Origin of the sequence: Terrabacter sp. 2YAF2, assembly GCF_052114705.1 — a bacterium.
GTDB lineage: Bacteria > Actinomycetota > Actinomycetes > Actinomycetales > Dermatophilaceae > Terrabacter.
The window spans coordinates 24,440-37,425 of record NZ_JBFRFG010000030.1; the positions used below are offsets into that span (position 1 = coordinate 24,440).

At 71.0% G+C, this 12,986-nt stretch carries 11 protein-coding genes; 9 read left to right on the top strand and 2 right to left on the bottom strand.

All coding sequences use genetic code 11. The features are described from left to right. The first annotated feature begins 97 nt into the window (after window positions 1–97). From metG to AB4030_RS21155, 7 genes are all read left to right on the top strand, one after another. A complete protein-coding gene (gene metG / locus AB4030_RS21125; RefSeq protein ID WP_442281164.1) occupies window positions 98–1,996 on the top strand; it encodes a methionine--tRNA ligase in 1,899 nt (632 codons plus the stop codon). Then, window positions 1,993–2,874, top strand: a complete 882-nt coding sequence (locus tag AB4030_RS21130; RefSeq protein WP_442281165.1) for a TatD family hydrolase — start codon at window positions 1,993–1,995, stop codon at window positions 2,872–2,874. Before metG ends, AB4030_RS21130 begins: the two co-directional genes overlap by 4 nt. A 184-nt stretch (window positions 2,875–3,058) precedes the next feature. Then, window positions 3,059–4,204: a transglycosylase family protein gene (locus AB4030_RS21135; protein ID WP_442281166.1), complete on the top strand. Its 1,146-nt coding sequence runs from the start codon at window positions 3,059–3,061 to the stop codon at window positions 4,202–4,204. Between the two features lie 86 nt (window positions 4,205–4,290). Beyond that, complete coding sequence (gene rsmA / locus AB4030_RS21140; protein ID WP_442281167.1) at window positions 4,291–5,226, top strand: 16S rRNA (adenine(1518)-N(6)/adenine(1519)-N(6))-dimethyltransferase RsmA; 936 nt, start codon at window positions 4,291–4,293, stop codon at window positions 5,224–5,226. Window positions 5,227–5,256: 30 nt separating this feature from the next. Further along, window positions 5,257–6,201 carry a 4-(cytidine 5'-diphospho)-2-C-methyl-D-erythritol kinase gene (locus tag AB4030_RS21145; RefSeq protein WP_442281168.1) on the top strand — a complete coding sequence of 315 codons (945 nt, stop codon included), beginning with the start codon at window positions 5,257–5,259 and terminating at the stop codon, window positions 6,199–6,201. A gap of 150 nt (window positions 6,202–6,351) precedes the next feature. After that, a complete protein-coding gene (locus tag AB4030_RS21150) occupies window positions 6,352–8,223 on the top strand; it encodes an ABC-F family ATP-binding cassette domain-containing protein (protein ID WP_442281169.1) in 1,872 nt (623 codons plus the stop codon). Window positions 8,224–8,344: 121 nt separating this feature from the next. Continuing rightward, a complete protein-coding gene (locus AB4030_RS21155) occupies window positions 8,345–8,707 on the top strand; it encodes a glyoxalase (protein WP_442281170.1) in 363 nt (120 codons plus the stop codon). Between the two features lie 13 nt (window positions 8,708–8,720). Here the strand turns inward: AB4030_RS21155 and AB4030_RS21160 are convergent, their stop codons facing one another. Next, on the bottom strand, window positions 8,721–9,257 hold the full coding sequence (locus AB4030_RS21160; RefSeq protein ID WP_442281171.1) for a MarR family winged helix-turn-helix transcriptional regulator: 537 nt from the start codon (window positions 9,255–9,257) through the stop codon (window positions 8,721–8,723). A gap of 55 nt (window positions 9,258–9,312) precedes the next feature. On the opposite strand from AB4030_RS21160, the gene AB4030_RS21165 reads away from it, so the two are divergent. Continuing rightward, complete coding sequence (locus tag AB4030_RS21165; protein WP_442281172.1) at window positions 9,313–10,179, top strand: methyltransferase domain-containing protein; 867 nt, start codon at window positions 9,313–9,315, stop codon at window positions 10,177–10,179. Between the two features lie 637 nt (window positions 10,180–10,816). Here the strand turns inward: AB4030_RS21165 and AB4030_RS21170 are convergent. Continuing rightward, window positions 10,817–11,422: a TetR/AcrR family transcriptional regulator gene (locus tag AB4030_RS21170; RefSeq protein WP_442281177.1), complete on the bottom strand. Its 606-nt coding sequence runs from the start codon at window positions 11,420–11,422 to the stop codon at window positions 10,817–10,819. 261 nt (window positions 11,423–11,683) lie between these two features. Between AB4030_RS21170 and AB4030_RS21175 the strand changes: the two genes are divergently transcribed. After that, the coding region (locus tag AB4030_RS21175) for a sigma-70 family RNA polymerase sigma factor (protein ID WP_442281173.1) at window positions 11,684–12,986 on the top strand (1,303 nt) is incomplete at its 3' end.

A 12,986-nucleotide genomic window follows, 5' to 3' on the forward strand; every position in this document is an offset into this window, starting at 1 on the left:
CCGTGTGCCCACTTCGCCTGGGCCGTGACGCGAGCCGTCGGGTGACCGACCGGAAGGCGCGCGCGGGGGAGTCGGACGCCCACCTAGGATTCTCCGCATGAGTCATGTTCTGTCTGCCGTCGCCTGGCCGTACACCAACGGCCCGCGCCACATCGGCCACGTGGCCGGTTTCGGTGTGCCCTCCGACGTGTTCAGCCGGTACATGCGGATGGCCGGGCACGACGTCCTCATGGTGAGCGGCACCGACGAGCACGGCACGCCGATCCTCGTCCTCGCCGAGGAGGAGGGCCTGACGCCGCAGGAGCTCGTCGACAAGTACAACGCGGTCATCGCCCAGGACCTCACCGACCTCGGCCTCTCCTACGACCTCTTCACCCGGACGACGACGCGAAACCACTACGCCGTCGTGCAGGAGATGTTCCGTCAGGTCCACGCCAACGGCTACATGGTCGAGCAGACGACCCGCGGCGCGATCAGCCCGTCGACGGGCCGCACCCTGCCCGACCGCTACATCGAGGGCACCTGTCCCATCTGCTCCTTCCCCGAGGCCCGCGGCGACCAGTGCGACAACTGCGGCAACCAGCTCGACGCCGACGAGCTGATCAACCCCCGCAGCAAGATCAACGGCGAGACGCCGGAGTTCATCGAGACGCAGCACTTCTTCCTCGACCTGCCTGCGCTCGCGGGCGCGTTGGGGGAGTGGCTCGACGGCCGCGAGGCATCGGGCTCGTGGCGTCCCAACGTCATCAAGTTCTCCAAGAACCTCCTCAAGGACGTGCGTCCGCGCGCGATGACCCGCGACATCGACTGGGGCATCCCGATCCCGCTCGAGGGCTGGGAGGACAACCCGAGCAAGCGGCTCTACGTGTGGTTCGACGCCGTCATCGGCTACCTCTCGGCGTCGATCGAGTGGGCCCGCCGGGTGGGCGACGCGGAGCGCTGGCGCGAGTGGTGGAACGACCCCGAGGCCGTCTCCTACTACTTCCAGGGCAAGGACAACATCACCTTCCACAGTCAGATCTGGCCGGCGGAGCTGCTCGGCTATGCCGGCAAGGGCGACAAGGGCGGCGAGCCGGGGGCGTACGGCACCCTCAACCTGCCCACCGAGGTCGTCGCGAGCGAGTTCATGACGCTCGAGGGCAAGCAGTTCTCGACGTCGCGCAAGCACGTCATCTACGTCCAGGACATCGTCGCGCGCTACGGCCCCGACCCGATCCGCTACTTCATCTGCGCGGCCGGGCCGGAGAACCAGGACGCCGACTTCTCCTGGGCCGAGTTCGTGCAGCGCAACAACAGCGAGCTCGTCGCCGGCTGGGGCAACCTCGTCAACCGCACCGCCGCGATGATCGCGAAGAGCTTCGGCGAGATCCCCCAGCCGTCTGCCCTCGAGCCCGTCGACGAGGAGCTGCTCGCCACCGTGCGGGATGCCTTCGCGACCGTCGGAGCCTCCCTCGAGCGCCACCGGCAGAAGGCCGCCCTCGCGGAGGTCATGCGGGTCGTGGGGGAGGCCAACGCGTACGTCAGCAGGACCGAGCCGTTCAAGCTCAAGGGCGACGACCAGCGCGAGCGGCTCTCCACCGTGCTGCACACCCTGGTCCAAGCCGTCTCAGATATCAATACGCTCATCTCACCGTTCCTGCCGCACGCGGCGAACCGGGTCCATGCGGTGCTGGGCGGCCAGGGCGAGCTCATGCCGATGCCCCGTCTCGAGGTCGTGCGCGACCTCGACGACGACGCGCGCAGCTACCCCGTCATCACCGGCGAGTACTCCTCGACCCCGAGCTGGGAGTCGCGGCCCGTCGTCGTCGGGACGCCCATCGCCAAGCCGTCCGGTGTCTTCGTCAAGCTCGACCCCGAGCAGGTCATCGAGGACGAGCGGGCCCGCCTCGGCGACGCCGCCCCCGGCGGCACGCGACATCACACCGACCCGCTCGCTGCGCCGAAGATGGCACCCCCCAGGCAGGCCGAGCGCACCGACGAGGCGCCGACCGCATGACGCCTCACGCGTCGGGGCAGCGGGGCCTGCCGGAGACCCTGCCGGACCCGTTGCCCATCGACGTCGTCGACAACCACGTCCACCTCGACATCACGCGCGAGGGCGACGAGCCGTTCGACGTGGCCGACGCCATCAAGCGAGCCCGCTCGGTCGGGGTGACGCGGCTCGTCCAGGTCGGCTGCGACCTCGACGGCATCCGTTTCACCATGAATGCCATCGAGGCTCACGACGAGCTGGTCGGCGGAATCGCCTTGCACCCCAACGAGGTTCCTCGCCTGGCAGCCGACGGCCGGCTGGCGGAGGCGTATGCCGAGGTGGAGCGGTGCGCGACCCACGATCGCATCCGCGTCATCGGTGAGACCGGCCTCGACTACTTCCGCACCGACGCCGAGGGCATCCCCGTCCAGCAGGACGGCTTCCGCTGGCACATCGACCTCGCCAAGCGTCTCGGCAAGGCCCTCCAGATCCACGACCGCGATGCCCACGCAGACGTGCTGCGCATCCTCGAGGAGGAGGGGGCGCCCGAGCACACCGTCCTGCACTGCTTCTCCGGTGACCTGACGATGGCCCGTGAGTGCGCCGAGCGCGGCTACTACCTCAGCTTCGCGGGGACCGTGACCTTCAAGAACGCGCGAGACCTGCGGGACGCGCTGACCGCGGTGCCCCTCGACCGTCTGCTCGTCGAGACCGACGCGCCGTACCTCGCGCCGGCCCCGCACCGGGGTGCGACGAACGCCTCGTTCCTCGTGCCGGTGACCATCCGGGCGATGGCCGCCGTGCTCAACCTCGACGTCCCGACGCTGTGCCGCGTCGTGTCCGAGAACAGCGAGCGGGTCTACGGTCCGTGGGGTGCGGAGCGAATCGGGCAAAGCGCCTAGCGCACACTTCTTCGGACGTCCAGCGAGACGTGGCGCCGTTACCAAAATTTGACCTTGGCGTCGTCGGTCGGCCACTCTGTTCGACTGTTGGCCGGTTGCCGCCCCGCATCGACCTCCTCCCGAAGACGTGAGGAGGATGGATCGATAGCGCGTTGCACCCGGATGGTTCGACGTTCGGAGTGACGTGATTTCTCGCAACGCCAAGATCCTGGCCGCCGCTGGTGCGGCCGTCATCCTGACCGGCGGCGCCGTCGGCGCCGCCCAGCTCGACAAGTCCGTCAACCTCTCGGTCGACGGCACGGCAAGCACCGCGCACGTCTTCGGCAGCACCGTGGCAGATGTCCTCGACAGCCAGGGGATCGTGGTCAAGCCCGGCGACGTCGTCGTTCCCGCCGCGAGCGCCCCCATCAGCGACGGTGACACGATCACCGTCAAGTACGCCCGGCTGCTGACGCTCACGGTGGACGGCAAGACCCGTCAGCTGCGCACCACCGAGACCACGGTCGACGGGGCGCTCCTCGCTCTCGGTCTCCGCGGCGAGGGTGCGCGCCTGTCCGTCTCGCGTTCCGAGACCATCGGTCGTCAGGGACTGACCCTCACCGTCGTCACGCCCAAGGCCGTGACGGTCAACGCCGACGGCAAGAAGACGACGAAGACCATCGCCGCCGCCACCGTCGGAGAGGCGCTGACCCAGCTCGGCGTGCACGTCGGCAAGGCCGACAAGGTCAACCCGCCGCTCACGACGGTCCTGACGTCCGGCAGCACCGTGACGGTGCAACGCGTCGCGACCCAGGACAAGAGCGTCGCCCAGCAGATCGCCTTCGGCACGACGAAGCAGAGCTCGGGTGACCTCTACCGTGACGAGACGAAGGTCTCGCGCCCCGGTGTCGCCGGTGTCCGCACCGTGACGGTCCGCACCACGGTCGTCGACGGCAAGGTCGTCTCCACCAAGGAGGTCGCCTCCACGGTGACGAAGGCGCCCGTCGACCAGATCGTCCTCGTCGGGACGAAGCCGCGTCCCGCCCCCGCCCCCGCCCCCCAGCCGGTGAGCGCTCCCGCTCCCAGCACGAGCGGCTCGACCGCCGGGCTCGACCTCTCCCGCGCGGCCATGTGGGACAGCATCGCCCAGTGCGAGTCGACCGGGAACTGGCACATCAACACCGGCAACGGCTACTACGGCGGCCTGCAGTTCCTCACCTCGACCTGGCTGGGCTACGGCGGCGGGCAGTTCGCCCCCCGCGCCGACCTCGCCAGCCGTGAGCAGCAGATCACCGTCGCGAACCGCGTCTACGCCGACAACGGCGTCTCGCAGTGGCAGTGCAAGCCCTGACCTGACCTGACACAACCTGATCGAAAGAGCAATCCGTCCGCCCTGCGGACGGATTGCTCTTTCGGTCGTGGCCATAGGGTGTGCGCATGACGAAGAAGGACGCGCCGCACGTTGACGACGCCGCCCTCCTCGGGCCGACTCAGGTGCGCGAGCTCGCCGAGCGCCTCGAGGTGCGACCGACCAAGCAGTGGGGCCAGAACTTCGTCGTCGACGCCAACACGGTGCGCAAGATCGTCCGCGTCGCCGGGGTGGGCCCGCACGACGTCGTCGTCGAGGTCGGACCGGGCCTGGGTTCGCTCACCCTCGCGCTGCTGCCGGTCGTCAAGCACGTCACAGCCGTCGAGGTCGACCCGCGGCTGGCGGGGGCCCTCGAGCAGACCGTGCGGTCGCTACAGCCGGAGAACGCCGACAAGCTGCGCCTCGTCGCGGCCGACGCGCTCACCATCACGAAGCTCCCGGGCCCCGACCCGACGGCTCTCGTCGCCAACCTGCCCTACAACATCTCGGTGCCGGTCGTGCTGTCCTTCCTGCAGCGCTTCCCGACGATCGAGCGGGTCCTGGTCATGGTGCAGCTCGAGGTGGCGGAGCGGCTCGCGGCCAAGCCGGGAAGCAAGATCTACGGCGTACCCAGCCTCAAGGCCGCGTGGTACGCCGATGTCGAGCTCGCCGGCCGCGTGGGTCGCAACGTCTTCTGGCCCGCACCCAACGTGGACTCGGGCCTGGTCGCCCTGCGGCGGCGCAAGCCGCCCAAGACCACGGCCAGCCGCGAAGAGGTCTTCCGCTGCATCGACGCGGCGTTCCTCCAGCGACGCAAGGCGCTGCGCGGCGCGCTCGCGTCCTGGGCCGGTTCCCCGGACGCCGCGGAGCGAGCCCTCGTCGCGGCCGGCGTGGACCCGCGGACGCGCGGTGAGCAGCTCGACATCACGACCTTCGCCCGGATCGCCGAGGCGCGTCCCGAGGCGCCTCCCCAGGATGCCGACGCCAGGCGGCCCCGAGCGCGCCGTCGGGGCCATACGTCCTGACGCGAGCTGGTCGGCGCCTAGGGTGGGCGCATGACTGTCGCTCCGACCCAGCCCGGCGCGGTAACCGTGCGGGTCCCGGCCAAGGTCAACCTCGACCTGCGCGTCGGGCCGCGCCGGCCCGACGGGTTCCATGCCCTCGCGACGGTGTACCAGGCGGTGTCGCTGCACGACGAGGTCTCCGTCACCCGTTGGGACGACTGGCAGGTCATCCCGGCGGGGACGTACGCCGACCGCATCCCGACCAACGGCGACAACCTCGCCGTCCGGGCCGCCCGCCTCGTCGCCGACCGCTGGTCCGTCGACGAGTGCCTCTCGATCCGCATCGACAAGGACATTCCCGTCGCCGGTGGCATGGCCGGCGGCTCGGCCGACGCGGCGGCCGCCCTCGTCGCGTGCGACCAGCTCTGGGGTCTCGGCCTCGACCGTGACGAGCTCGCCGAGCTCGCCGCCAGCCTGGGCAGCGATGTCCCCTTCGTCCTCTCCGGCGGCAACGCGATGGGTTCGGGCCGCGGAGAACAGCTCGCGCCCGTCCTGGCCCGTGGGACCTTCCACTGGGTCTTCGCGATCAGCGACACGGGGCTGTCCACCCCCGAGGTGTATGCCGAGTGCGACCGCCTGCGCGAGCGTGCCGGTGCAGACGTGCCCGAGCCCCGGGTCAGCCCCGAGCTCATGGCGGCCCTGAGATCGGGGGAGCCCGCGGCCCTCGGAGCCGCCCTGCACAACGACCTCGAGCCGGCCGCCTTCTCGCTGCGACCGCAGCTGCGCGAGCTCCGTGACGCGGGCGTCGAGTACGGCGCGCTGGGTGGCATCGTGTCGGGATCGGGCCCGACCGTCGCGTTCCTCACCGAGAGCCGCGAGGCGTCGCTCGACCTCTCGGTGTCGCTCGCGGCCTCCGGCCTGTGCCGCGACCTGCGCCGCGCCAAGGGCCCGGTCCACGGCGCGCACCTCGTCGCCGCGCCCCGCACCACCTCCTGACCCACCCGTCCCCCCCACGATCGAAAGAGCAATCCGTCCGGGGGACGGATTGCTCTCTCGATCGGTTGGGGCGGACGGATTGCTCTTTCGATCGGGTGGGGGCGGACGGATTGCTCTCTCGATCGGGGGACGGCATAGGGTCAGTCAGCGATGGCCAACCTCATCTCCCTCGAACGGGTCTCCCTCGTCTTCGGCACCTCCCACGTGCTCGACGACGTCAGCCTCGGCGTCCTCACGGGCGACCGCATCGGCGTCGTCGGCGTCAACGGCGGCGGCAAGTCCACGTTGCTGCGTGTCATGGCCGGTCTGCAGGATGCCGACTCGGGCCGCATCACGAAGCAGGGCGGCACCGACGGCATCCGCATCGGCATGCTCGCCCAGGAGGATGCGCTCGACCCCGGCTGGACGATCCGTGAGGCCGTGCTCGGCGACCTGCCCGAGCACGTGTGGGCCGGCGACCCCCGCATCCGTGACGTCCTGACCGGCCTGCTGGGTGGCATCGGGGCGGAGAACGTCGGCGGCCTCGACAGCCGCGTCGGCCCGAAGTCCGGTGGCGAGCGCCGCCGCCTCGCCCTCGCCCGACTGCTCGTCTCCGACCCCGAGCTGCTGCTCCTCGACGAGCCGACCAACCACCTCGACGTCGAAGGCGTCGCCTGGCTGGCCGACCACCTCGCCACGAAGCGGCCCCGCCCCGGCAACGCGACCGTGGCGATCACCCACGACCGCTGGTTCCTCGACGCCTACGCGACGATGACGTGGGAGGTCGAGGGTGGCAAGGTCAGCGCCTTCGAGGGAGGGTATGCCGCCTACGTCCTCGCGAAGGCCGAGCGGGACCGTCTCGCCGGGGTGATGGCCGACCGCCGTTCCAACCTCATGCGCAAGGAGCTCGCCTGGCTGCGCCGCGGTGCGCCGGCGCGCACGAGCAAGCCGAAGTTCCGCATCGACGCCGCCAACGCCCTCATCGCCGACGAGCCGGACCCCCGCAACAGCGTCGAGCTCGCGTCGTTCGCGAGCCGCCGTCTCGGCAAGGACGTCCTCGACCTCGAGGACGCGACGGTGTCGGTCGGGCAGCCGCCGAACGAGCGCCGCCTGCTCGACCACGTGACGTGGAGGCTGGCGCCGGGGGAGCGCGTCGGCATCGTCGGTGTCAACGGCGCCGGCAAGTCGACGCTGCTGCGCGCCCTGACGGGGGAGATTCCGCTCGACGGCGGCCGGCGCAAGATCGGCAAGACCGTCGCCATCGCCCACCTCACCCAGGAGGTCCGTGAGCTCGAGCGCTTCGAGCAGTGGCGCGTCATCGAGGCCATCGAGGACGTCAAGCAGTGGACGACGCTGGGTGACAAGGAGATCAGCGCCAGCCAGCTCGCCACCCGTCTCGGCTTCCCGGGCGGGCGTCAGCAGTCACGCGTCGGTGACCTCAGCGGTGGTGAGCGACGCCGGCTGCAGCTGACGCGCCTGCTGCTGACCGAGCCGAACGTCCTCATCCTCGACGAGCCCACCAACGACCTCGACATCGAGACCCTCACCTCGCTCGAGGACGTCCTCGACGGCTGGGCGGGCACCCTCGTCGTCGTCTCGCACGACCGCTACCTCCTCGAGCGCGTGGCCGACAAGCAGCTGGCCCTGCTCGGTGACGGCAAGGTCCGCGAGCTGCCGGGCGGCGTGGAGGAGTACCTCCGGCTGCGCTCGGCGGACATCGCGAGCCAGGCCGCGCGGTCCGCAGCGGGACCGAAGGGCAGCGGCGGCTCGCCGGCCACGACGAGCGGGCCTGACGGCATACCACCCGGGTCCGCCACGACGGCGAGCCCGGCCGAGGTGCGCGAGGCCCGCAAGACGATGGCCCGCATCGAGAAGCAGCTCTCGCGCCTCCAGGACCGGGAGGAGCGCCTCCACGGCGACATGGCCGAGAAGGCCACCGACCCCTCTGCGCTCGCCGAACTGGGCGTCAAGCTCCAGGCCGTCGTCACCGAGCGCGAGGAGCTCGAGCTCGAGTGGCTCGAAGCAGCCGAGACCGTCGGCTGACCATCGAAAGAGCAGTTCGTCCGACTCCCTGACGATCGAAAGAGCGATCCGTCCGGACGAGTTGCTCTTTCGATCGGGAAGCCGTTGCCATTTATCTTGACGTCAAGATAAATTGGCGGGCATGGAGATGTACCTGCACCACGTTCAGGTGTCCGGCCCTGCGGGCTGTGAGGACGCCATGCGCGGCTTCTACGTCGGCGTCCTCGACATGACCGAGGTGACCAAGCCCGAGCGTCTCCGCGCGCGAGGCGGCGCCTGGTTCCGGGCCGGCGCGGCCGAGATCCACGTGGGCATCGAGGACGGCTTCGTCCCGGCCCGCAAGGCCCATCCGGGGATCGCCGTCGGGGACGTCGAGGAGCTGGCCCGGGTCGTCGAGGCCGCCGGCGCGCCGCTGGCCTGGGACGACAACATCGCAGGACTGCGCCGCTTCCACACGGTGGACCCGGTCGGCAACCGGCTCGAGTTCCAGCAGGCGCAGCGGTGAGCGGGTGAGGTCCTCAGCCGTGCATGTCGCCGCGACGAGTCTCCCGGGTCTCGAGGGGGGCGAGCATGCGGCGCAGCAGGCCGGCCAGCTGCGCCCGGTCGGTGGCGGACAGCTCCGACAGGAGCGACTTCTCCTGCTCGATGAGGTCGGCCATCGCCGAGTCGACGACGTCGCGGCCCGCCGGTGTCAGGCGCACGAGCACCCCGCGCCGGTCGCCCGGGTCGGGGCGCCGGTCGACGAACCCGCTGCGCTCGAGCCGGTCGACGCGGTTGGTCATCGTGCCCGACGTGACGAGCGTCTGCTGGACGAGCTGGCCGGGGGAGAGCTCGTAGGGCTCGCCCGCGCGGCGCAGCGCCGAGAGCACGTCGAAGGCCCACCCGTCGAGCAGGTGCTCCGAGAAGGCCGACCCACGGGCCAGGTCGAGCCGGCGCGCCAGCCGAGAGACCCGGGAGAGCACCTCCAGCGGCGACACGTCGAGGTCGGGGCGCTCCCGGCGCCAGGCCGCGACGATCTCGTCGACGTCGTCGGCGGGCCTGCGGTCGGCGCTCATACGCCAATCGTAGTCGCCATCAAGACTCTTGACATCAAGCGAAACTGAGGATGACATGACTCCTTCGACGCATCCGTCCGCCGCTGAGGACGCGCCCGGCGGCACCAGCGACCGCACGACCGATGCCGCGTGGGACCCGCGGCAGTATGCCGTCTTCTCGGGTCACCGCGGCCGACCCTTCGCCGACCTGCTGGCTCGGGTGGACGCCGCGTCGCCCAGGCTCGTCGTCGACCTCGGCTGCGGGCCCGGCGAGCTGACCCTCGGCCTCGCCCAGCGCTGGCCCGACGCCCGGATCGTCGGCGTCGACAGCTCGCCCGACATGCTCGCCAGGGCGCGCGAGCTCGACACCGACGGCCGCGTCGAATGGGTCGAGGCGACCGCCGAGGGCTGGGACCACACCGAGCTCGGGGCCCCGGTCGACGTCCTCGTCACCAACGCGACGCTCCAGTGGGTGCCCGGGCACCTGCGCCTCATCCCGTCGTGGGTCGAGAGCCTTGCGCCGGGCGGGACGTTCGCGATGCAGGTGCCCTCGAACTTCGACGCCCCCTCGCACCGGCTCATGCGTGAGGTCGCCGCCCGCCACCCGCGCGCCGCCGACCTGCGGCCGGGTCTCGACCGTGCCCGTGCCGTGGCGCGCCCGGAGACGTATGCCGCCCTCCTCCTCGACCTCACCCCGGACGCCGACGTGTGGCAGACGACGTACCAGCACGTGCTCGCGGCAGTCCCCGACGGCCCGCACCCCGTGCTCGAGTGGGTCCGGGGCACGGGCCTGCGCCCGGTGCTCGGCGTGCTCGACGACGACGAGCGCGAGGGGTTCGTCGTCGACTACGAGCGCGAGCTCGAGGCGGCATACCCCCGTCGGTCGTTCGGGGTGCTCTTCCCGTTCACGCGGACGTTCGCCGTCGCGCGCACCCCGCGCTGACTCAGTCGTCGGATCAGGGCGGGCTGTCGCCCCGCTCACGTTCCTGGGCGACGACCTCGGCGAGGTCGGCGAGACGGTGGCGCTGCTGGAGCGGCCGGGCCATCCGGTGGTTGCCCTCGAGCCGCTCGGGCATTGCGGTCGAGGTAGGCCCAGTAGCCCGCGGTGAACGGGCACGCGTCGTCACCGACGCCCGGCGACTCGCCACCAGGAGGGCTCCGGTGCGTCCCACGTCGAAGTGGGGCCCGAGCTGGTCGGCGAACAGCCAGCGTCTCGTCATCGGGCGGTCATCGGTGTCTCATCGAGGGCACCCGGCCCGTCATGACCGAGACCTCGGACACCCCTCGTGCGGAGCCCATTCGCGGTGGTGGCCTCGTGCCCGGAAAAAATGTCCGCAAATTTCTGGTGTTTTGCCCCATTTTCGGAATTCATGTCATGAAATGGGTCCTGGCACGTCATACAGATGGCGGCACCGCAGGAGTCTCCCGCTTGGTCAGGGGAGGGAGTGACACCTGCGGGGTTGTCCTCGGTGGTGCCGCCAGGTTTCGTCCTTCCGGGTGGTTTCGTGGAGGGGATCGTTCGGGAGGGCGAAACCTGAACCTCGCAGTACCAGCAGGTTGGCTCGTCCCGCGACGACGCGTCAGCGGCGCGGAAGCGTGACGAGCCGGGGAGTGCGCTCGAGGCCGGAGAGGCCGTTCCAGGCGAGGTTGACGAGGTGGGCCGCCACCTGGTCCTTCTTGAACTTGCGGCGGTCCAGCCACCACTGGCCGGTCAGGGCCACCATCCCGACGAGCATCTGCGCGTGGATCGGCGCCGACTTGGGATCGAGCCCGCGCTGCTTGAACTCGGCAGCGAGCAGGTGCTCAACGTGCACGGCCACGTCGCCGAGGACGCTCGCGAACGACCCCGTCGACTGTCCGGGCGGGGAGTCTCGCACGAGGATGCGGAAGCCTGCCGGATCGGTCTCGATGTAGTCGAGCAGGGCCAACGTGGCCCGCTCGAGCAGGACCCGGGCCCCCTCCGGCTCCTCGAGCGCTGCGCCGATGCCGCTCATCAGGGTCTGGATCTCACGGTCGACGACGACGGCGTAGAGGCCCTCCTTGCCACCGAAGTGCTCGTAGACGACAGGCTTGGAGACGTTGGCCTTCGAGGCGACCTCCTCGACGGTCGTGGACTCGAAACCCTTGTCGGCGAAGAGCTTGCGGCCGACGGCGATGAGCTGTTCGCGGCGCTCCGGTCCGGTCATGCGTGCTCGGGGGCGGGAGCGGTCCGTTCGATCAGCGGTCACGCCGCCATTGTGCAGGCCCGCGGTCCTCTCACGGACCCCGCCGCAGCGGTTCGAGGGCGTCTCGAGAGAACCCGTCATGAAATCTTCGTGAAATCGCGTCATGAAACGTGGCTGGCTCCGTCTTGTTAACGGTAGGAGGAAGCGGCGAAGCGTCGGGCATGGGGGGGAACCAGAACCTGCGAAGCCGCAGGAGGGCCGGTTGCTCGACCACCTGGACAGGTGGTCGAGACGATCGCATCGCCCTTCGGGTCCACGTCGGTCGTGGAGCCCGAGACGACGGACTCGGCCGCGTCGAGTGACGCCGAGCTCCTCGCTCGTGCGCGTCGCGGAGACGACAGCGCGTTCGCCACCCTGTGGCGGCGGCACCTGCCCGCGGCGTATGCCGTCGCGACGCGCTTCCGTGGCCGGGTGGCGCCAGAGGACCTCGTCGCCGAGGCCTCCGCCCGGATCCTGCGCCTCCTGCGTGAAGGCGGCGGCCCCACCGACAACTTCCGGTCGTACTTCGCCTCGACGGTGCGCACCGTCGGTGTCGACGCGGTGCGGCGTGAGATGAACGTCGTCCCGACCGAGGCTCCCGACCTCGAGATGCTCGTCGACCCCGAGCCCGACGTGTCGGCCCTGGCCGGCGACGGGGTCGACACCGACATCGTGCGGGCCGCTTTCCGCCTCCTGGGCGACGGCGACCAGCAGCTGCTGTGGCACACGATGGTCGAGGGTTCCGCCCCTCGCGTCGTCGCGCCGCTGCTCGGGGTGTCGGCCAACGCCGTCAGCGCCCGGGCCATGAGGGCTCGCGACGCGCTGCGCAACAGCTACCTCGACGTCTGGGTGCAGCGACGCGTCCCCGCCTGCGGGGCACCCGAGTGCCGCTGGACGCTCGACCACCTGGGCGGTTTCGTCCGGGGCCGGCTGACCTCGCGGCAACGAGCCCGGGCTGCGGCACACCTCGAGGCGTGCCCCCGTGATGCCTGCCTTGCCGGCGAGCTGCAGCACGTCTACGACCGGTTCGGCGCCCTTACCGGGCCGCTCGTCCTCATCGCCGGGTCGGCCGTGGTCGGCCACCTCGGGCACGGGACGATGGCGGGGCTCGTGAGCAGTGCGGCGGCGGGGACGACCGTTGCAGGAACCGCCGCGGCGGGTGCCACAGCGGGCGCCACAGCCGTCGGCACGGCCGGCGTCGGTGCCACCGCAGCGAGCGCCACGGCGGGCGTCAGCGCCACGGCCTCCGCTGCAGGCGTGGGCGCTGCATCGTCGGGAGTCGTCACGGGCATCGGTGCCGCCACCACGGGGGCGGCCACCGCGACCGTGGCGACCACCTCGGTTACCGTGGCGGCCACCACCGCGACCGCCGTCACAGCCGCCACCGGAACTGCGGCCGTGGCGCTGCCCGTCGCCGCGGGTGTCGCGGGTTCTGCGGTCCTGACCTCAGGGGCCGTTGCCGGTGGTTCCATCCTGGCCGGCTCCACCCTCGGTCCGCCGCTCGCCACCGCCTTCGCCGGCCTCGTCGTCGGGATGGGGGTCGCGG